The following is a 17,959-nucleotide window of genomic DNA, read 5'->3' as shown; positions in this document are numbered from 1 at the left end:
GTGCGATGGTGTGGCTGCATCACCGAGAAGCTTTGACCCATGCCGCGCCCGACCTTGATCCTCGTCCACGAGCCGGAAAAGGCCTGTTTCGACAGGCTGGTCGCCGACGGCTTTCCCGCCGAGCGCGCCTTGGAAATCTCGTCTTATCTGGCGCAGTCGACCGATCTCGCTCCTGAGTTCGATCAACTGGCGACCGCTTGTGAAAAGCGCGGCCTCGCCTTTATGCCGGTTGCACTCGACGATGCGGCAAGCGCGCTGGCGAAGGCCGATCCCGCAACCACGCTGGTCTGGACGCTGACCGACGGCATTGCCTATTTCCGCGGTGCTGCAGCGCCCGCACTTGCCAGGCTGAATGGGCTTAGAACCATCGGAGCCGACGATGCGCTGTTCGCGATTTGCCAGGACAAGTTCCGTTCCGGCGCCGTGCTTTGCGCGCTCGGCCTGCCGGCGCCGCAGGCAGGCCTGGCCCGCGACGGCCGCTGGCTGGCCGACCCGCCAGCTTCGGAAGCCGGCTGGTTCGTCAAGCCGAACCGGCTCGGCTCCAAGGTAGGCATCTGGCCGGATTCACGCTGCAACGACCTGGCCCATGCGCTGGAGCTTAGCCGGCGGGTCTATGCCGCTTATCGCGACGATGTCGTCGTCCAGCCCTATGTCGGCGGTCGCAATGTCCGCGCCAGCTTCCTTGGGCTGCAAACGGATGCCGGGGCGGAAGCGCTCGGCGTTGCATTCGTCGACTCCGGCGGCGATTTCCAGACCATGGCGGACTCGATGGCGCTTTACGGCGACACCGGCGAGGCCGCCAAGGCGGCTGGACTATACAGCGAGCCGGTGCTGGAGGCGGTTGCCGACACCCAGCCGGCAGCCGCGGCAACCATCCGCCGCATCGCCGAGCGGCTGGTCAGCGGGCTCGGCCTGCGAGACGTGTTTTCCCTCGATTTCAGGGTCGAGGCTAACGACCATGTCCACCTCATCGAGTTCGAGGTCTGTCCCGGCCTGCCCTGCTTCGATTTCCGCGCCTATTGCCTGATGCAATGGGGCATGACGCTGGCCGATGCGGTTGCCGAGACGGCGGCGAACCGACTGAACCGACAGGCGATCTGAACGGTCGAGGGACCAGCGCGACCTACCGCGCCTTGACGGCTTTTGCTCCACCTTTAGTGTCGCGGGACAGTCCTCAGGCAAGGCCGCGCGATGAGCACACCAGCAAGCTCCCTCCACCATCACATCAGGCGCATGGCCGGGCGCGATCCGCACGAGGCGCATCGCGTCGCCACGCCGCTCGAGCTGCTGTTCGATCTGACCTTCGTCACCGCCTTCAGCCTTGCCTCGTCGCAACTGGCGCATGCCTTGGCCGAGGGCCACTACGCGGCGGCGCTGATCGGCTTCGGCTTTGCCAGCTTCGCCATCTGCTGGGCGTGGATCAATTTCTCCTGGTTTTCCTCCGCCTATGACACCGACGATTGGATCTTCCGCCTCGTCACCATGGTGCAGATGATCGGCGTGCTGGTGCTGGCCATCGGCCTGCCGCGCATGTTCGCCTCGATCGAGCATGGCGAACACCTCAACAATTCGGTGATGGTGCTGGGCTACGTCATCATGCGCGTCGCCATGATCTTCCAATGGCTGCGCGCGGCGCGGCAGGACCCTGGGCGGCGGCGTGCCTGCCTGACCTACGCCGTCGCCATTGCGATCGCCCAGATCGGCTGGGTGGTGCAGATACTGGTCGATTTCTCGCTGGAGACCAGCCTGGCTTTCGGCGCCATCCTGGTTCTCATCGAGCTTGCCGGGCCGGCGATCGCCGAGCGCAGGGATGGCGGCACGCCCTGGCACGCGCACCACGTCGCCGAGCGCTACAGCCTGTTCGCCATCATCGCGCTGGGCGAAGGGGTGGTCGGCACGCTGGCGACGCTGTCGGCCGTGGTCGAGGAGCAGGGCTGGAACCTCGATGCCGCCTTGATCGGCATTGCCGGAATGGGTCTCACCTTCGGCATGTGGTGGGTCTATTACATGCTGCCCTCGGGGACGGTGCTGCACCAGCACCGCAATCGCTCTTTTATCTGGGGCTATGGCCAGATGCTGATCGTCGCTGCCATCGTCGCCACCGGCGCCGGGCTGCATGTCGCGGCCTATTTCATCGAGCACAAGACCCATATCGGCCCGGTGGCGACGCTGCTGTCAGTTGCCATTCCGCTAGGCGTGTTCCTGGGGGCGATCTACGCGCTGTATTATTATCTCGTCCAGCGCTTCGATCCCCTCCATGTCTGGCTGCTGGCGGGAACGGCTGCGCTCGTCGCACTTGCCATCATCGCCGCCCTTGCCGGCGTCGACATGGCGGTCTGCCTCATCTTACTGACGCTAGCGCCGGCCGTCACCGTTGTCGGCTATGAGCTGTCGGGGCACCGCCATCGACTGGAGGTGCTGGCGCAGGAGGAAGCGCCGCACTGAGCAGAGCAGCTTCGCGCGTCAGATACCCTCGACCAGCACGATCTCCCCATCGGCTACTTTCTGACGGATGGCGACGGCGCGCTGGTACTCCGGCGAGTGGTAGCAATCGTGCGCCGCGCTGAGCGATTCGAACTCGATAATGACATTGCGGGCGCGGCCAGCCCCCTCGGCCTTTTCATGCTCACCGCCACGGGCAAGGAACTTCACGTCGAAACGGTCGAAAGCGAGCTTGGCGGCAGCGACATAGTCCTTGTAGCCTTCGGCGTCGCGCACATCGACGCGGGCTATCCAGTATCCCTTGGGCATTTTCTTCTCCTCGTTACGCGGCGCGCATCTCTTCCAGTATGGCTTCCGCCGCCGCGCGCCTGTCGCTTGCCGCCACGATCGGCCTGCCGACCACGAGATGGCTGGAGCCGTTGCGGATCGCCTGGCCGGGCGTCACCACGCGTTTCTGGTCGCCATGGTCGCTGCCCTTGGGCCGTATCCCCGGCGTCACCACCGCCAGGTCGGGTCCGACGATGCGGCGCACCGCTTCCGCCTCCTCGGCCGAGCAGACGACGCCGCCCATGCCGGCATGCAGCGCCTGTTCGGCGCGTCTCAGCACCAGCGTGTGCGGGTCGTATTCATAGCCGGCGTCGATCACGTCCTGCTCGTCCATCGAGGTCAGCACGCTGACCGCCAGCAGGCAGAGGTCGCTGCCCCTGGCGGCCTCCACCGCGGCTCGCATCGCCTTGGGATAGGCGTGGATGGTCAGCATGGTCATGCCCATGCGCACGATGTTCTCGACACCCTTCGCCACGGTGTGGTCGATGTCGAGCAGCTTCATGTCGAGGAAGATTTTCGTGCCGCCGCTGGCCAACTCCCTGGCGAAGTCGAGCCCGCCGGCGAAGGCCAGCTGATAGCCGATCTTGTAGAAGGAGACAACGCCGTCGAGCTCCTGCACCGCCTGTTCGGCCTCTTTCACCGTCGGCACGTCGAGGCCGACGATCAGCCTGTCTCTCATCGTATGGGCCTGCATGGCTGTGGAAATCATGCCCCGGTCCGGGTCGACAGCATGCGCGAGGTTTCGATCAGCGTGCGGCATAGGTGCTCCATCGATTTGGTCAGTCTCTCATCCCTGAAATTGCCGTCGCCGTCGAAGGCACTGCCGCCATCGGATACCGAGCATTCCGGCGTCACCATCTCCAGCTGGCAGCGCACCAGCACGGCGCGCAGATGGTTGATGCAGCGGATCCCGGCGAAATGTCCGTTCGAAGACGAGCACAGGCCGGCGACCTTGCCGACAAATGGCCTCACCGGCCAGCCGCCATCGAGGCGCACCCGGCTTACCCAGTCGATCGTGTTCTTGAGCAGTGGCGGGATCGAGCCATTATATTCCGGCGTCGCGATCAGCAGCCCGTCATGGGCGGCGATCAGCCGGCCGAGCTTCACGGCGTTGTCGGGAACGCCTTTTTCCTTTTCGAGGTCCTCGTCGATGATCGGCAGCGGATAGTCGGCCAGCGAAATGCGTGTCACCTCGGCGCCTTGCATGGCCAGCTCCTTCTGCGCCACATCGGCGGTCCTGCCGCTGAAGGCGCCGCTGCGCACCGAGCCGGCGAAGACGAGGATTTTCGCGATCACAGCCATTGGCCACTCTTGTTCCCGGACAGGTACAGCCAGAGGCTGCGCAAATCAACGCACTGGCTCAAAAAACGGAAACGATCGGGGGCCAAGCGCGCGAAGGTGTGCCGAGCAGCTGGGCTATTGCTAGTGGGTGACCGCAATTCTTGCACTCAGCGCGATGAGTGCAACTCCGAGCAAGGCATCTATCGGCCTGCGGACGCTGCCATATACCGACCGAACCCTTCTTGTGGAGAACATTAGCGCGACAAGCCCAAACCACGCCATCGCGACCAGCCCGATTATGGCCAGCGACACTGCCTGGACCCAGATCGGAGCCTGCATCGGCAATACCGATATGAACAGGCTCGCGAAGAACGCGGCCGTCTTCGGATTTGTAATTCCGACAACGAATCCGCTTCGCCAAGGAGCCGTAGTCTCTGCGCCACCGACGGCCAGCGGTGGCCGCGCCTGCCAAGCCGACAAAAGGATCTTGCTGCCCAGGTAACCGAGATACACGGCACCGGCGATCCGGACGGCAAGGTGAGCCCATGCAATCTGCGTCAGTACGAGGCCCAGGCCACACATCGCGAGAGCCGCCCACACCATGATCGCTGCGGCAATGCCAAGCGCCACATGGAACCCCGCGCGACGGCTGATCAGCGCATGGGAAGTCACGGCTACGAAATCGGGTCCTGGGCTCATGGCGCCGAGCAGGAAGACCGAAGCAAGGGTCAGGAATTGCGGAAGGTAGCTCATGCGATACTCCAGTTTCAGTCTCGTCGTACCCCACGCCTGCATGCCGGAGAGGCCAGTAAAGCCGCTCGCCGATTTCGAGGGTCGTTTCCCTCACCTTCACAAAACCTACAGCGCTCTTTAATATGAGCGAAATGAAAGATATTTCGGCAGCCATGAACAAAGCTAATATCAACATCACGATGGTGCGCGTCCTGACATCGCTCAGCGAGACGCGCAGCTTCACCAAAACCGCCGAGCGGCTCTGTCTTTCTCAATCGGCCATAAGCCATGCAATGAAGGCGCTGGAGGAGATCGTTGGCGCGCCCCTCGTCATACGTGATCGGCGCGGTGTCGCTTTCACCGCAACCGGCGAGGCGGCTTTGGACGCGGCGCGCGCCGCTTTGCATGCTTTAGGCCGTCTTGTCGGCCTACGGGAACACTCCATCAAAGGCAGAGTACGGCTCGCGCTGGTCAGCAGCGCCTCGGTAAAGATTGCTCCATATGCGTTGAACATTACTTCCGTCCGGCACCCGGAGCTTGCTGTCGAACTGCTCTTGGGCACGGATACCGAGGTGGCGGAGTGGGTCGATCGCGGTGCCGCCGATATTGGACTGTCCTACATCGCCGGCAATTGCCAAGCCGAGGAACTTGTCGACGACGAACTCTTTGTGGCGTCATCGCAAAAGAACTCAGTCCAAGGGGGGTCATTTCCGATCCGCGCTCTCGACGGCCAGCCATTCATCATGTCGAGCGGCGGCTGCGGACCAATGCTTGCCGAATTGTTCCAGGATTTTGGCGTTGCGCCAGTTGTCATCCTGTCGGCGAGCGATATGGCGGCGCTGCTTGCTCTGGTTGGGGCCGGGCGCGGTTTGTCGATTGCGCCAGGCCTGGCGTTTCCGGCCGATTGGCAGCGAACCGTCGCGAGGCGTCCTCTTGAGCCGCGTGCGCGTCGGCCTCTGCTGCTTCTGTTCTCCAGCAGCGCCGAAGCAACGGCCGTGCGGGCCATGTGCGCGGCGATCAGAGAGGTCGCCACGAGTTTGCGAGGCGGATAACAGTCAAGGATGTGGATCGACCCTCAATCGAGCTTCCTTCGGGAGACGTCGATCCTCTACAAGGCGCCAGAGACTTCTCCCGCCCCCAATACCAGCTAATGCGCTTCGCGCCGGTAGATCCACAGCTGCGTCGGCGGGATGTTGCGGAAGATGAAGTCGAAATGCTTGACCGTGTAATTGCCGCGGCCGGGCGGGATCGGCGACAACGGCCCATAGGTCAGCTGCACGATCGGCCGTCCAACCGGGATGCGGTCTAGCAGGCTTTCAATATAGGCGATCCGCTGTGCGACCGGAAAATTGAGCAGCGGCACGCCGGAGACGACGGAATCGAAAACCATCCCGCTCTTCTCGCCAAGCGTGGCGTTGAGATTGAAGGCATCGCCCTCGATGACGTTGACGCCGGGATAGAGCTGGCGCAGATGGCGCACGAAATCGGTGGAATATTCGACCGCGTACAGGTTTTCGGGCTTAACGCCCTGGGCGAGGATTGCACGGGTGATGACGCCTGTGCCGGGTCCGACTTCAAGCACCGGCAGGCCGGACTTCGGATTGACGATGGAAGCCATCTTGCGGGCGGTGATAGAGCTTGTCGGCACGATCGAACCGACCGACTTCGGCTTGTCGATCCAGCCTTTGAAGAATTTGAGTTCGTCGTCGAACTTTTCCGCCAGCGCCTTCCGCAATCCCGGACCACGTGCCATGCAAGTTCTCCTCAACACTCCCCGAACGCTACTTAGCAGCTAACAGGTCCAAGGCAAGGCGCGATCTGGCATAAGATGTTGATGACGTTCGGGAAGCGTGGCGGCCTTGGCTTGGGTTCAGTGCTCGCCGAAGGATTCGAAAAAGTCCTTCATGCGGGCGAAAAAGCCGCTCGACTGGGGCGAATTGTCCTTCGACGACAGCTGCTCGAACTCTTCCAGCAACTCGCGCTGGCGGCGCGACAGGTTTTGCGGCGTTTCGACCGCGGTCTGGATATAGAGGTCGCCGACATTGGGCTGGCGCAGCACCGGCATGCCCTTGCCCTTGAGGCGGAACTGGCGGCCGTTCTGCGTGCCTTCGGTCACTTTCACCTTGGTCTGACTGCCGTCCAGCGTCGTCACCTCGAACGAGCCGCCAAGGGCGGCCGTCGTCATCGATATCGGCACCTTGCAGTAGAGATCGGCGCCGTCGCGCTGGAAGAATTCATGCGGCTTCACCGCCAGGAAAATATAGAGGTCGCCCGATGGGCCGCCGCGCAGGCCCGCCTCGCCCTCATTGGCAAGCCGGATGCGGGTGCCGTCCTCGATGCCGGCCGGGATATTGACCGACAGCGAGCGTTCCTCGGTGACGCGGCCCTGGCCGGCGCATTTCGGGCACGGGTCCTTGATCGTCTGGCCGCGGCCTTGGCATTGCGGGCAGGTACGCTCGATCGAGAAGAAGCCTTGCGTCGCTCGTACCTTGCCGTGGCCATGGCACATCGAGCAGGTCACCGGCTGGGTGCCGGGCTTGGCGCCGGTCCCGGAGCATTCCGTGCATGAGATCGAGGCCGGCACGCGGATTTGCGCGGTCTTGCCGGCAAACGCTTCTTCCAGCGTGATTTCCATATTGTAGCGCAAATCGGCGCCGCGTTCGCGGCCGCCCGACGAGCGGCGCTGGCGCCCGCCCATCATGTCGCCGAAAATATCTTCGAAAATGTCGGCGAAGCCGCCGGCGCCAAAACCTTGCGCGCCGCCATTCATGCCGCCCTGCTCGAAGGCGGCGTGACCGAAACGGTCATAGGCCGCGCGCTTCTGCGGGTCCTTCAGCGTTTCGTAGGCTTCGTTGATTTCCTTGAACTTATGCTCGCATGAGTGATCGCCGGGATTGCGGTCGGGATGGAACTGCATGGCCAGCTTGCGGAAAGCGCTCTTGAGCTCCTTCTCGTCGGCGCCCTTTTGCACGCCCAGCGTCTCGTAGAAATCAGCTTTCATCTTTTCCCGCAGTCCGGATGCTCAACGTCTTGATGCATGTTGCGTCGTTTGCCGGCACGTTGTCTCGATTTAGGAGCGGTGCTGCCCGGATGCTAGGGCCGGCGCGCTTGTGCCTGTGTTTTTCAGTGACTTTTTCGGCAAGGCCCGCACTTTTTCAGCGAGGGTTGCAAAAAAGCCCGGCTTTGCGCCGGGCTTTCCGCTTTATTTGCCGTCAACCGGTCAGGCCGACTTCTTCTTCTCGTCGTTTTCGTCGATTTCCTCAAAATCGGCGTCGACCACATCGCTATCCTTGGCCGCGTCCGCCTTGGCGTCGGCTTCCGCCGCTTCCTTCTGCGAAGCTTCGTACATGGCCTGGCCGAGCTTCATGGATGCTTCGGCAAGCGTCTGCGACTTGGCCTCGATGTCGGCGGCATCGTCGCCTTCGGCAGCAGCCTTCAGCGCCGTGATAGCCTCCGATATCGCCGTGCGCTCGGTTTCCGAAACCTTGTCGCCATATTCCTTCAGCGACTTCTCGGAGGAGTGCACCAGCGCCTCGGCCTGGTTGCGGGCCTCGACCAAAGCACGCCGCTGCTTGTCGGTCTCGGCATTGGCTTCGGCGTCCTTGACCATCTTCTCGATGTCGGCGTCCGAAAGGCCACCAGAGGCCTGGATGCGGATCTGGTGCTCCTTGCCGGTGCCCTTGTCCTTGGCCGAAACGTTGACGATGCCGTTGGCGTCGATGTCGAAAGTGACCTCGATCTGCGGCACGCCGCGCGGCGCCGGCGGAATGCCGACCAGGTCGAACTGGCCGAGCGCCTTGTTGTCGGCAGCCATTTCACGCTCGCCCTGGAAGACGCGGATGGTCACGGCCGACTGACTGTCTTCAGCGGTCGAGAACACCTGGCTCTTCTTGGTCGGGATCGTCGTGTTGCGTTCGATCAGGCGGGTAAACACGCCACCCAGCGTCTCGATGCCGAGCGACAGCGGCGTCACGTCGAGCAGCAGCACGTCCTTCACGTCGCCCTGCAGCACGCCGGCCTGAATGGCGGCGCCCAAAGCGACGACTTCATCCGGGTTGACGCCCTTGTGCGGCTCCTTGCCGAAGAACTGCTTCACGATCTCCTGGATCTTGGGCATGCGGGTCATGCCGCCGACCAGGACCACTTCGTCGATCTCGCCAGCCTTCAGCCCGGCATCCTTGAGCGCCGCCTTGCAGGGCTCGATGGTGCGCTGGACGAGATCGTCGACCAGCTGCTCGAACTTGGCACGGGTCAGCTTCAGCGTCAGGTGCTTGGGGCCGGTCGCGTCGGCGGTGATGAAGGGCAGGTTGATTTCCGTCTGCGTCGTCGACGACAGCTCGATCTTGGCCTTTTCAGCCGCCTCCTTGAGGCGCTGTAGCGCAAGCTTGTCGTTCTTCAGGTCGATGCCCTGTTCCTTCTTGAACTCGGCCGCCAGGTATTCGACGAGACGCATGTCGAAATCCTCGCCGCCGAGGAAGGTGTCGCCATTGGTCGACTTCACTTCGAACACGCCGTCGCCGATTTCGAGCACCGAAATGTCGAACGTGCCGCCGCCAAGGTCATAGACGGCAATGGTCTTGCCATCCTTCTTGTCGAGGCCGTAGGCAAGTGCTGCAGCCGTCGGCTCGTTGATGATGCGCAGCACCTCAAGGCCGGCGATCTTGCCGGCGTCCTTGGTGGCCTGGCGCTGGGCGTCATTGAAATAGGCCGGAACGGTGATGACCGCCTTCTCGACCTTCTCGCCGAGATAGGCCTCCGCCGTTTCCTTCATCTTCTGCAGGATCATGGCCGAGATCTGGCTGGGCGACTGCTTCTTGCCGCCGGCCTCGACCCAGGCATCGCCATTGTCGCCCTTGACGATCTTGTAGGGGACAAGCTTCTTGTCCTTCTCCGTCACCGGGTCGTCATAGCGGCGGCCGATCAGGCGCTTGACCGCGAAGATGGTGTTTTCAGGATTGGTGACCGCCTGGCGCTTGGCCGGCTGGCCGACGAGACGTTCGCCGTCGCCCGAGATGGCGACGATGGAAGGCGTCGTGCGCGCGCCTTCCGCATTTTCAATGACCTTGGGCTCCTTGCCATCCATGATGGCGATGCAGGAGTTGGTGGTGCCGAGATCGATACCGATTACTTTTGCCATTTTTCTAGTCTCTCCGCTAAGCAGGCTCTCAGGACCCGTAAGGCGTTCCGACGAAAGCCCCTGTTCACAAGAAATTCCGCTCCGGCAACCGGCATTCCGGCACTGGGCGGCTTGGCGCGTATATAAGAACAGGCGGCATCGGGCGCAAGCATTCTGCGCATGGCATCCACCGCGCCGCGCTTGGCGCCTTTGAACAGCCGCCCGGCGGCCCGGATGTGCTCAAACCGCGCTCAAAACCCCAGGATCTGCGCGATCCCCCGGCGAAGCGCCCAGTCAGGGCTTCGAAACCACAAGAAAACGTCACCTATGCGTGAGAGAGGCGGCTCCTGGCTGAGGAAGGCGCCTGCCCACAGCAGACACAGGCAAAAGCGTCACGCGGCCTGCGACAGCGATTTATGCGCCTCGGCCAGGATTTCGAACGAGCGCACGCGTGCCGCATGGTCGAAGATCTGCGCGGTCACCATCAGCTCGTCTGCGCCGGTGCGGCGCACGAACGCGTCTATGCCTTGCCGGACGGTTTCGGGAGAGCCGACGACGGCGCAGGACAGCGCCTGCGAAATCATGGTTTTTGCCATCGGCTCGAGCGTCTGGTCATAGCCCTCGACCGGCGGCGGCAGGCGGCCGGCCCGCCCGGTGCGCAGATTGACGAAGGCCTGCTGCAACGAGGTGAACAGCAGTTTGGCCTCTCCATCGGTCGGTGCGGCGAAAACGTTGAGGCCGAGCATGACATAGGGCTTGTCCAGCTGTTCCGAAGGCTGGAAGCGCGAACGGTAGATCTCCAGCGCATGGTCGAGTTCGGCCGGCGCGAAATGCGAGGCAAACGCATAGGGCAGGCCGAGCATGGCGGCGAGCTGCGCGCCATAGAGGCTGGAACCGAGGATCCAGACCGGCACCTTCTGGCCTTCGCCGGGCACGGCGTGGATACGCTGGCCTTCCGCGGCCGGCTGGAAATAGCCCATCAGCTCGACGACATCCTGGGGGAAATTGTCTGACGCCTCGAGATTGCGGCGCAGCGCGCGCGCTGTTCCCATATCGGTGCCGGGCGCGCGGCCGAGGCCGAGGTCGATGCGGCCGGCGTGCAGTGCCGCCAGCGTGCCGAACTGCTCGGCAATCACCAGCGGCGCATGGTTGGGCAGCATGATGCCACCGGCGCCGACGCGGATCGTCTTGGTGCCGCCGGCGACATGGGCGATGACCACGGCGGTCGCCGCGCTGGCGATGCCCGGCATGTTGTGGTGCTCGGCCAGCCAATAGCGCTTGTAGCCGAGCCGCTCGGCATGGCGGGCCAGGTCGAGCGAATTTGCCAGCGATTGCGAGGCGTCGCTGCCTTCGACGATCGGCGACAGGTCGAGAACGGAAAGTGCGGTCATGGGCCTCAAGCCTTTACGATGTTCAACTGCCTGACCCTGGTTTCGAAGGCGCGGTCGGGAATGAGGATGTCGAGCTGGTGCCAAGCAACGGGTCCATATTCTCGAACGGGATCGCCTGCGGACGCTGGCGATGCGACGCGCTCAGCGTGCCGAGCGGAGCATCGATCGGGCCGCGATAGCCGATGCGGTCGAAATAGGAATCGAGGTCGAAGGAGGCATCGTTCATCGCAGGGTCCGGGTTGACCGGCTCGATATAGGCACTCCGCCTGAAGACAACAAATGCGAGATGACGGACAGGCGCGGCAAGCTTATGGCGCGGCCTTTCCGTTCTCTTCGGCCGCTTCCTCCTCCACCACGGCCGTCTGCTGTGCGGCGAGAAAATTGCCGACATGGCTGAGGCCATCGAAATGATCGCAGAACACTTTGACGACGACCAGCAGCGGCACCGCCATCAGCGCGCCGACAAAGCCCCAAAGCCAGGACCAGAAGGCGATGGCGATGAAGATCGCCACGGCGTTGATCTCGAGGCGTCGGCCGACAACCATCGGTGTAACGAACTGGCCTTCGGCGATGTCGCACAAAAGCACGAAGCCCGGCGCCAAGAGGGCGTAGGTAATCGAGTCGAAGCTGATCATCGCAATGACGCTGACCAGCACGATGGTAATCAGCGCGCCGACATAGGGCAGGAAGTTGAGCAGCGCCGCCATCGTTCCCCAGACGAGCGGGTTGGGCATGCCGAGCGCCCACAGGCCAAGGCCGATAACCGCGCCGAGACCGGCATTGATGACGGTGACGGTGAGCAGATAATGCGAGATTTCGCGCTCGACGTCATAGACGACGCGCAAGGCCCGCTTCTTCTCGCTGAGGCTGGCGAAGGACTGGATGATCTTCTCATAGAACATCGTGCCTGACGCCAGCAGGAACAGTGACAGCACGAAGATGATGGTCAGGCTTGTCCCCGCCGACAGGACGTTGCTGGCGGCGGCCGACAGGACGCCGGACTGCGCCATCGCCACCTTCTGGATGCCCGGCTCCTGCGAGGTCTCCGTCATCTGTTCGATCTGATGCGAGATCTGCATGATCCTCTCGAGCGGACGCCGCAATTGCGCCAGCCGTTCGGTAAGTTGTTGGCCGATCGACGAGGTGTTGTTGAGAAGGTCGATGACCGGGCCGCTGAGCAGATAGCCGGCAACGCCGAAGACGCAGATCGACAGCACGACCAACATTGTCGCCGAAACCACTTCCGGAATGCCGCGCTTGCGCAGGAAGCGCACGATTGGTGTCAGCGTCAGCGTCAGCAGGAAGGCGAGGATGACCGGCATGAAGAAAGCACGCGCGAAATACAGCGCGTAGATGGCCATGAACAGGAAGATCCCGATGAGCAGCGAACGCATCAGATGCGTGTCGGCACGCGCCACAACTCTCGCCTCTTCGGTCTCGGCAAGGCCAGCACCCAAAGCGGCGGGTTCGGCTTTCATGATTTTCCCTCAGCGGCGCACCGCAATTGGTGCTTTCCCCTGACGGAAACGCCTCTGCAAGCCCAAGGTTCCGTTAGCCGGCAAGGCCCTCAATCCGGGCCGCCCGTCGCTCAGGCGGCTGGCGCTGCAACGGCGACGCCGGGCTTGGCGGTCTCCTTGCGCACGATCGGCGCCACCTTGGTGCCGTACAGTTCGATCGCCTTCATGATCTTGGCGTGCGGCATGGCGCCGATCGCCATCTGCAGCAGGAAGCGGTCATTGTTGAAGATCTTGTGCTGGGCGACGATCTTTTCCGCCACCTGCTCCGGATCGCCGACGAACAGCGCGCCGTTCGGACCACGCGACTGATCGAAATGCGCCCGCGAGGTCGGGCCCCAGCCGCGCTCGCGGCCGATGCGGTTCATCACTTCGGCCTGCGGGCCATAGAAATCGTCGGCCGCCTGTTCAGTGGTGCCGGCGATGAAGCCGTGCACATTGATGCTGGTGGCAAGGCCCGAGGGGTCGGTACCGGCCCGCCTGGCGGCATCGCGATAAATGTCGAACAGCGGTGCAAACCGCGCCGGCTCACCGCCGATGATGGCCAGCGCCAGCGGCAGGCCGAGCACCCCCGCGCGGGCAGCAGACTGCGGCGTTCCACCTATTGCGATCCAGATCGGCAATTTTTCCTGCAGCGGTCGCGGATAGACGCCGCGGTCGTTGATCGGCGCGCGCAGATTGCCGGACCAGGTAACTTTGACGCTGTCGCGTATGGCCAGCAGCAAATCGAGCTTTTCGGCGAACAGCTCGTCATAGTCCTCGAGATTGTAGCCGAACAGCGGGAAGGATTCGATGAACGAGCCGCGCCCGGCCATGATCTCGGCCCGGCCGCCCGACAAAAGGTCGAGCGTTGCGAACTGCTGGAAGACGCGAACCGGATCGTCGGAGGACAGCACGGTGACCGCGCTGGTCAGCTTGATGCGCTTGGTGCGTTCGGCGGCGGCGGCCAGCCCCACCACCGGCGCGGACGCGGCATAGTCGGGGCGGTGATGTTCGCCCAGACCAAAGACGTCGAGGCCGACCTGGTCAGCCAGCTCGACCTCCTCGATCAGGTTGCGCAGCCGCTGATGCGGGCCGATCGCGCCGGGGCCGGGCTCCGGGCTGACGTCGGCAAAAGTGTAGAGACCGAGTTCCATGGCATGTCATCCAAATGTTCTGATTTGCCGCTAGAGGTAGCGGCGAGCCGCCCCGGCCGCCAGAGGGGCGGATAGTGAACAGTGCATGTCGGTTTCGGCCGGCTTTGTTTCAGGGAAAACGCGTCTCCCGGCTGCAACAGCATAAACTTTCATGGCTGGCATACCGTTTTGGCGCTTGAACTCTCGGTTTTCGCGCGTATGTAAGCGTCGCGAATTGACTTCAGGGAAGTGGACTTGGCTATCTACAGGGAAAAAGACATTTTCGAGCGGCGCAATGCCGCGAACGAGGCAAAGAAGGCGCTTCTGGAGCGCTTCAAGTCAAAGCCGGCGGCTGATGATCCTGCGGTTCTGGCCAAACAGGCCGAACGCAAGGCGATTCTTGAGGCTCGCGAAATACGCGAGGCCGAAAAGGCCAGGCTGAAGCAGGAAAAGCTGGCACGCGAGGCGGTCGAGAAGGCCGAGCGCGAGGCAGCAGCCGAAGCGGCGCGTATTGCGGCCGAAGAGGCAGCGCAGGCTGAAGCGAAGATCAAGGAAGCCGAAGAAAACGAGCGCATTGCCCGTTTGCTGGCCGACGAAGCCGAACGCAAGGCCAAGCGCGACGCACGCTATGCGGCGCGCAAGCAGCGTACCGGCAGGACGCCTCCGGGCTTCTCCGCCCGCTAACGCTTCGATCGAAACGATCGGACATCAGGGTCGCCTTCCAGCGGCCGTGAATGTGTTTGTGCGTCGATTTCCTTGGTTGCTTTGCTCAGGCGGCGAGCTTCAGCCCCATAATGCCGCAGACGATGAGCGCAATGCAGGCGAGCCGGATGGCCGTCGCAGGCTCGCCCAGCAGCCAGATGCCAAGAAGCGCCGTGCCGACCGTGCCGATGCCGGTCCACACCGCATAGGCCGTCCCGACAGGCAGCGTCTTGAGCGCCAGGCCGAGCAACCCGAGGCTGATGATCATCGAGGCGACAGTGAGCACCGTCGGCAGCGGCTTCGAGAAGCCGTCGGTGTATTTGAGGCCGATCGCCCAGCCGATTTCGAACAGGCCGGCGAAAAACAGAAAAATCCACGACATCGGGATGCACTCCATTCCATGAGCATGGCGGGCCGTCCCGGCCGATTTATGGGAAGGCGCGAGGTCGTCCTCGCCGCTTCGACACAAGCGGCTGCGCCGGTGCGATCAACAAAAACACCGGCCGCATCGTTCATGCCGCCGGTGTCAAAATCTGCGCCGAAACGGTTTGTCCGGATTTCAACCGTCCAAGATCTTCCGAGGCGGGCTTACTTTTCCTTGAGCCTCATCGCCTTGACGGGCGGCGCCTTGAGTGCCGGAGCCGCTGCGGGCTTCTTGGCGTCTTTTTTCGGCTTCCGAGCTTCCTTGCCCGCCTTCATCGCACCTTTAGCCATGATTCGTTCCTCCAGTTGCTGGGAGGCCAAGTGAAACAAGAGAAACGCCGGACTGCAAGAGGGCTGCGTCTGTCGCCGGCGCCGTCGGGCCGCTTTCAACCGGTTTCTAATTTGCTCGTAAACCATTCCGGTCCGTGCCATGGTTGCCTTCGCACTGCAGCATCGGCCATGCCTTCGCCCGGCGATGATCAGGCAGTGCGGTCAGGACGACAATGCGAATCCGCATCGGCAGCGAGATGAGTTTCGATTTTCCGCAGGAAACGCCGCTAATCGCGATGCTCAACGTCCACTACTCCAGGGCCTCCGATCTCGAGCGCCCGGATTTCCTGACCTCCAACCCGCCGGTGCCGATCCAGAGCTACCGCGACAGTTTCGGCAATTGGTGCAACCGCTTCGTCGCCCCGCCCGGTCGCTTCACCTTCGGCACCGATTCGGTAATCCGCGACCCCGGCACGTTCGAGATGGGCGACCTGATGGCCTGGCAGCACGAGGTGCGCGATCTGCCGTCGGACACATTGCTCTTCCTGTTGCCGAGCCGCTTTTGCGAGAGCGATCTGCTGGCCAGCGAAGCCTGGCGGCTGTTCGGGCATACGCCGCTTGGCATTGCGCGCGTCCAGGCGGTCTGCGACTTCGTCCACAACCACATCGTCTTCAGCTACGGCAATGCGCGGCCGACCCGCACCGCGGCGGAAGCCTATCGGGAGCAAAGCGGCGTCTGCCGTGACTTTGCCCACCTCGCCGTCACCTTCTGCCGTGCGCTCAACATCCCGACCCGCTACTGCACCGGCTACATCAGCGACATCGGCCTGCCCAAACCTTGGGCGAGCATGGATTTCGCAGCCTGGATGGAGGTCTATCTCGGTGGCCGCTGGCATGTCTTTGACCCGCGCAACAATTCGCCACGCATCGGCCGCATCCTGATCGCCTCCGGCCGCGACGCCGCCGACGTGCCGCTGACCCACATCTTCGGACCGGGCACGCTGGCTGGTTTCAAGGTGTGGACGGACGAGATCATCGAATAGGGGCGTCTTTCCGCAAGCTGGCCTACAAGACCCTGAACGACCGGGCGATTCGTGCGTTGTGATGCCTGTGGAGCTCAGGGGCGTTACATCAGGTTCCTTGGAGGGACAGCATGGCAGCACATGGCGGGTCGAAGACGGTCATCTACGCGGCGCTCGCCGGTAATCTCGCTATTGCTGTGACCAAATTCGTCGCCGCCTTCTTCACCGGCAGCTCGGCGATGCTGTCGGAAGGCGTGCACTCGCTGGTGGATACCGGCAATGGCGGGCTGCTGCTCTACGGCATGCACCGCGCCGCCCGCCCGCCGGACCGCACGCATCCGCTCGGCCATGGCCGCGAGCTGTATTTCTGGAGCTTCATTGTCGCCCTGCTCGTATTCGCGCTCGGCGCCGGCGTGTCCTTCTATGAAGGCGTCGTCCACATCATGGCGCCTGAGCCGGTCGCCAATCCCAAAATCAACTACATCGTGCTGGGCCTCTCAATGCTGTTCGAGGGCAGCTCCTGGTACGTGGCGCTGAAGGAGTTCCGCCAGCAGAAGGGCAAGCAAGGCTGGCTGCAGGCCGTGCAATCGAGCAAGGATCCGAGCGTCTACACGATCCTGTTCGAGGACAGCGCCGCCCTGCTCGGTCTGTTCGTCGCCTTCGCCGGCATATTGGCGGCCGAACTCCTCGACATGCCCGAACTCGACGGCGTCGCCTCGATCGGCATCGCGATGATCCTCGGCGCCACCGCCATCTTTCTGGCGCGCGAAAGCAAGGGATTGCTCATCGGTGAGCCGGCCTCGGCGGAAGTGCAGGCCAAGGTGCTGGCCATCGCCCAGCAGGATCCGGCGGTGCAGCGGGCCAACGGCGTTCTCACCGTCCATCTCGGCCCGCAACAGATCGTCGCTGGGCTGAGCATCGAATTCGAGGACCATCTGACGGCGCCTGAGATCGAAGCCTGTGTCGAGCGCATCGAGGCGCTCTTGAAAAAAGAAATGCCGGAGATCACCAGACTGTTCGTCAAGCCGCAGACGACCGGAACCTGGGAGCACCGGCGCAAGCAGGTCGAGGCGGCGTCGGACTAGTTCTTGGACCAGCAGTCCACCGTTGGCCCCATCGCCTGGTCCCGCTAAGATCACTCGACGGATTTCGGAGAATCAACCATGAAAATCGATGGTGGGTGCCATTGCGGCGCCATAACTTATGAAGCAGACGTCGACCCGGAAAAGACCTCTATCTGTCATTGCACCGACTGCCAGCAACTGACCGGCGCGGCCTTTCGTGTCACTGTTCCCGCGCCTGAGGATCATTACAGGATCACCAAGGGCACACCGAAGGTCTATATCAAGACGGGATCGAGCGGCGCCAAGCGTGCCCAGGCGTTCTGCGGCGACTGCGGTTCGCATCTTTACGCAACGTCGGTTGACGACGGGCCGAAGGTCTATGGGATCAGGGCGGGGACCGCGCGGCAACGCGAGGATCTCGTTCCGACCCAACAGAAATGGCACCGATCGGCCCTGCACTGGCTTCCGGAATTCGAGGGCGTAAGCATCGTAGAGGCGCAGTAGCACCTGCCTCCCGGTTAAACGCGGCCCAAACCAGCCAATTATGTGCTAGGCTCGCC

The 17,959-nt window shown here is 63.0% G+C and carries 20 protein-coding genes; 7 read left to right on the top strand and 13 right to left on the bottom strand.

Annotated elements, in window-relative coordinates; all coding sequences use genetic code 11:
• The first annotated feature begins 39 nt into the window (after positions 1–39).
• Entirely contained in the window at positions 40–1,101 is a 1,062-nt protein-coding gene (locus NKJ75_RS21270) for a D-alanine--D-alanine ligase family protein (protein ID WP_023696052.1), read from the top strand.
• A gap of 90 nt (positions 1,102–1,191) precedes the next feature.
• Positions 1,192–2,445, top strand: a complete 1,254-nt coding sequence (locus NKJ75_RS21265) for a low temperature requirement protein A (protein WP_352500145.1) — start codon at positions 1,192–1,194, stop codon at positions 2,443–2,445.
• An 18-nt stretch (positions 2,446–2,463) separates the two neighbouring features.
• Here NKJ75_RS21265 and NKJ75_RS21260 read toward each other — a convergent pair whose 3' ends face one another.
• From NKJ75_RS21260 to NKJ75_RS21245, 4 genes are all read right to left on the bottom strand, one after another.
• Positions 2,464–2,751: a DUF1330 domain-containing protein gene (locus NKJ75_RS21260; RefSeq protein ID WP_023687489.1), complete on the bottom strand. Its 288-nt coding sequence runs from the start codon at positions 2,749–2,751 to the stop codon at positions 2,464–2,466.
• A gap of 13 nt (positions 2,752–2,764) precedes the next feature.
• The gene (pyrF, locus tag NKJ75_RS21255) at positions 2,765–3,478 is read right to left on the bottom strand and encodes an orotidine-5'-phosphate decarboxylase (RefSeq protein ID WP_023725308.1); all 714 of its coding nucleotides are present in this window, start codon (positions 3,476–3,478) and stop codon (positions 2,765–2,767) included.
• The gene (locus NKJ75_RS21250) at positions 3,475–4,071 is read right to left on the bottom strand and encodes an NADPH-dependent FMN reductase (protein ID WP_352500144.1); all 597 of its coding nucleotides are present in this window, start codon (positions 4,069–4,071) and stop codon (positions 3,475–3,477) included. The genes pyrF and NKJ75_RS21250 overlap by 4 nt, the downstream gene beginning before the upstream one ends.
• 120 nt (positions 4,072–4,191) lie before the next feature.
• Positions 4,192–4,803: a LysE family translocator gene (locus NKJ75_RS21245; protein WP_023687486.1), complete on the bottom strand. Its 612-nt coding sequence runs from the start codon at positions 4,801–4,803 to the stop codon at positions 4,192–4,194.
• A gap of 122 nt (positions 4,804–4,925) precedes the next feature.
• On the opposite strand from NKJ75_RS21245, the gene NKJ75_RS21240 reads away from it, so the two are divergent.
• A complete protein-coding gene (locus tag NKJ75_RS21240; RefSeq protein WP_023681320.1) occupies positions 4,926–5,834 on the top strand; it encodes a LysR family transcriptional regulator in 909 nt (302 codons plus the stop codon).
• A 95-nt stretch (positions 5,835–5,929) separates the two neighbouring features.
• On the opposite strand, the gene pmtA is transcribed toward NKJ75_RS21240, so the two are convergent.
• From pmtA to NKJ75_RS21205, 7 genes are all read right to left on the bottom strand, one after another.
• Positions 5,930–6,535, bottom strand: a complete 606-nt coding sequence (gene pmtA, locus NKJ75_RS21235; protein WP_023687484.1) for a phospholipid N-methyltransferase PmtA — start codon at positions 6,533–6,535, stop codon at positions 5,930–5,932.
• Between the two features lie 117 nt (positions 6,536–6,652).
• On the bottom strand, positions 6,653–7,783 hold the full coding sequence (dnaJ, locus tag NKJ75_RS21230) for a molecular chaperone DnaJ (protein WP_023681322.1): 1,131 nt from the start codon (positions 7,781–7,783) through the stop codon (positions 6,653–6,655).
• Between the two features lie 219 nt (positions 7,784–8,002).
• Positions 8,003–9,919 (bottom strand): molecular chaperone DnaK, encoded by a 1,917-nt coding sequence (dnaK, locus tag NKJ75_RS21225; protein WP_023673200.1) that lies wholly within the window; start codon positions 9,917–9,919, stop codon positions 8,003–8,005.
• A gap of 371 nt (positions 9,920–10,290) precedes the next feature.
• A complete protein-coding gene (locus NKJ75_RS21220) occupies positions 10,291–11,289 on the bottom strand; it encodes an LLM class flavin-dependent oxidoreductase (RefSeq protein ID WP_023744889.1) in 999 nt (332 codons plus the stop codon).
• Positions 11,290–11,311: 22 nt separating this feature from the next.
• Positions 11,312–11,515: an arylamine N-acetyltransferase gene (locus NKJ75_RS21215; protein WP_023703806.1), complete on the bottom strand. Its 204-nt coding sequence runs from the start codon at positions 11,513–11,515 to the stop codon at positions 11,312–11,314.
• A gap of 82 nt (positions 11,516–11,597) precedes the next feature.
• Complete coding sequence (locus NKJ75_RS21210) at positions 11,598–12,767, bottom strand: AI-2E family transporter (protein ID WP_023741322.1); 1,170 nt, start codon at positions 12,765–12,767, stop codon at positions 11,598–11,600.
• 110 nt (positions 12,768–12,877) lie between these two features.
• Positions 12,878–13,939: an LLM class flavin-dependent oxidoreductase gene (locus tag NKJ75_RS21205; protein ID WP_023744890.1), complete on the bottom strand. Its 1,062-nt coding sequence runs from the start codon at positions 13,937–13,939 to the stop codon at positions 12,878–12,880.
• 234 nt (positions 13,940–14,173) lie between these two features.
• Here NKJ75_RS21205 and NKJ75_RS21200 point away from each other — a divergent pair, with 234 nt between their 5' ends.
• Positions 14,174–14,602: a DUF6481 family protein gene (locus tag NKJ75_RS21200; RefSeq protein WP_023673205.1), complete on the top strand. Its 429-nt coding sequence runs from the start codon at positions 14,174–14,176 to the stop codon at positions 14,600–14,602.
• 85 nt (positions 14,603–14,687) lie between these two features.
• On the opposite strand, the gene sugE is transcribed toward NKJ75_RS21200, so the two are convergent.
• Both sugE and NKJ75_RS21190 read right to left on the bottom strand, forming a co-directional pair.
• On the bottom strand, positions 14,688–15,002 hold the full coding sequence (gene sugE, locus NKJ75_RS21195; protein WP_023681326.1) for a quaternary ammonium compound efflux SMR transporter SugE: 315 nt from the start codon (positions 15,000–15,002) through the stop codon (positions 14,688–14,690).
• 206 nt (positions 15,003–15,208) lie between these two features.
• Complete coding sequence (locus tag NKJ75_RS21190; protein ID WP_006200611.1) at positions 15,209–15,334, bottom strand: hypothetical protein; 126 nt, start codon at positions 15,332–15,334, stop codon at positions 15,209–15,211.
• Between the two features lie 212 nt (positions 15,335–15,546).
• Between NKJ75_RS21190 and NKJ75_RS21185 the strand changes: the two genes are divergently transcribed.
• The 3 genes from NKJ75_RS21185 to NKJ75_RS21175 all read left to right on the top strand — a co-directional run bounded on the left by NKJ75_RS21185 (position 15,547) and on the right by NKJ75_RS21175 (position 17,903).
• Positions 15,547–16,356 (top strand): transglutaminase-like domain-containing protein, encoded by an 810-nt coding sequence (locus NKJ75_RS21185; RefSeq protein WP_023687480.1) that lies wholly within the window; start codon positions 15,547–15,549, stop codon positions 16,354–16,356.
• A 110-nt stretch (positions 16,357–16,466) separates the two neighbouring features.
• Complete coding sequence (locus NKJ75_RS21180) at positions 16,467–17,420, top strand: cation diffusion facilitator family transporter (RefSeq protein ID WP_023687479.1); 954 nt, start codon at positions 16,467–16,469, stop codon at positions 17,418–17,420.
• Between the two features lie 78 nt (positions 17,421–17,498).
• Complete coding sequence (locus tag NKJ75_RS21175; RefSeq protein WP_352500143.1) at positions 17,499–17,903, top strand: GFA family protein; 405 nt, start codon at positions 17,499–17,501, stop codon at positions 17,901–17,903.
• The last annotated feature ends 56 nt before the right edge of the window (positions 17,904–17,959 follow it).

The sequence above is a fragment of the Mesorhizobium sp. M0058 genome, from assembly GCF_040323095.1.
Classification (GTDB): Bacteria; Pseudomonadota; Alphaproteobacteria; order Rhizobiales; family Rhizobiaceae; genus Mesorhizobium.
This window is presented reverse-complemented; position numbering and strand designations above follow the sequence as displayed.

Excerpts from the sequence above, each read along its gene's own strand:
- NKJ75_RS21270 (WP_023696052.1), top strand. The coding sequence starts at position 40 with ATGCCGCGCCCGACCTTGATCCTCGTCCACGAGCCGGAAAAGGCCTGT.
- NKJ75_RS21265 (WP_352500145.1), top strand. The coding sequence starts at position 1,192 with ATGAGCACACCAGCAAGCTCCCTCCACCATCACATCAGGCGCATGGCC.
- NKJ75_RS21260 (WP_023687489.1), bottom strand. The coding sequence starts at position 2,751 with ATGCCCAAGGGATACTGGATAGCCCGCGTCGATGTGCGCGACGCCGAA.
- pyrF (WP_023725308.1), bottom strand. The coding sequence starts at position 3,478 with ATGATTTCCACAGCCATGCAGGCCCATACGATGAGAGACAGGCTGATC.
- NKJ75_RS21250 (WP_352500144.1), bottom strand. The coding sequence starts at position 4,071 with ATGGCTGTGATCGCGAAAATCCTCGTCTTCGCCGGCTCGGTGCGCAGC.
- NKJ75_RS21245 (WP_023687486.1), bottom strand. The coding sequence starts at position 4,803 with ATGAGCTACCTTCCGCAATTCCTGACCCTTGCTTCGGTCTTCCTGCTC.
- NKJ75_RS21240 (WP_023681320.1), top strand. The coding sequence starts at position 4,926 with ATGAGCGAAATGAAAGATATTTCGGCAGCCATGAACAAAGCTAATATC.
- pmtA (WP_023687484.1), bottom strand. The coding sequence starts at position 6,535 with ATGGCACGTGGTCCGGGATTGCGGAAGGCGCTGGCGGAAAAGTTCGAC.
- dnaJ (WP_023681322.1), bottom strand. The coding sequence starts at position 7,783 with ATGAAAGCTGATTTCTACGAGACGCTGGGCGTGCAAAAGGGCGCCGAC.
- dnaK (WP_023673200.1), bottom strand. The coding sequence starts at position 9,919 with ATGGCAAAAGTAATCGGTATCGATCTCGGCACCACCAACTCCTGCATC.
- NKJ75_RS21220 (WP_023744889.1), bottom strand. The coding sequence starts at position 11,289 with ATGACCGCACTTTCCGTTCTCGACCTGTCGCCGATCGTCGAAGGCAGC.
- NKJ75_RS21215 (WP_023703806.1), bottom strand. The coding sequence starts at position 11,515 with ATGAACGATGCCTCCTTCGACCTCGATTCCTATTTCGACCGCATCGGC.
- NKJ75_RS21210 (WP_023741322.1), bottom strand. The coding sequence starts at position 12,767 with ATGAAAGCCGAACCCGCCGCTTTGGGTGCTGGCCTTGCCGAGACCGAA.
- NKJ75_RS21205 (WP_023744890.1), bottom strand. The coding sequence starts at position 13,939 with ATGGAACTCGGTCTCTACACTTTTGCCGACGTCAGCCCGGAGCCCGGC.
- sugE (WP_023681326.1), bottom strand. The coding sequence starts at position 15,002 with ATGTCGTGGATTTTTCTGTTTTTCGCCGGCCTGTTCGAAATCGGCTGG.
- NKJ75_RS21190 (WP_006200611.1), bottom strand. The coding sequence starts at position 15,334 with ATGGCTAAAGGTGCGATGAAGGCGGGCAAGGAAGCTCGGAAGCCGAAA.
- NKJ75_RS21185 (WP_023687480.1), top strand. The coding sequence starts at position 15,547 with ATGCGAATCCGCATCGGCAGCGAGATGAGTTTCGATTTTCCGCAGGAA.
- NKJ75_RS21180 (WP_023687479.1), top strand. The coding sequence starts at position 16,467 with ATGGCAGCACATGGCGGGTCGAAGACGGTCATCTACGCGGCGCTCGCC.
- NKJ75_RS21175 (WP_352500143.1), top strand. The coding sequence starts at position 17,499 with ATGAAAATCGATGGTGGGTGCCATTGCGGCGCCATAACTTATGAAGCA.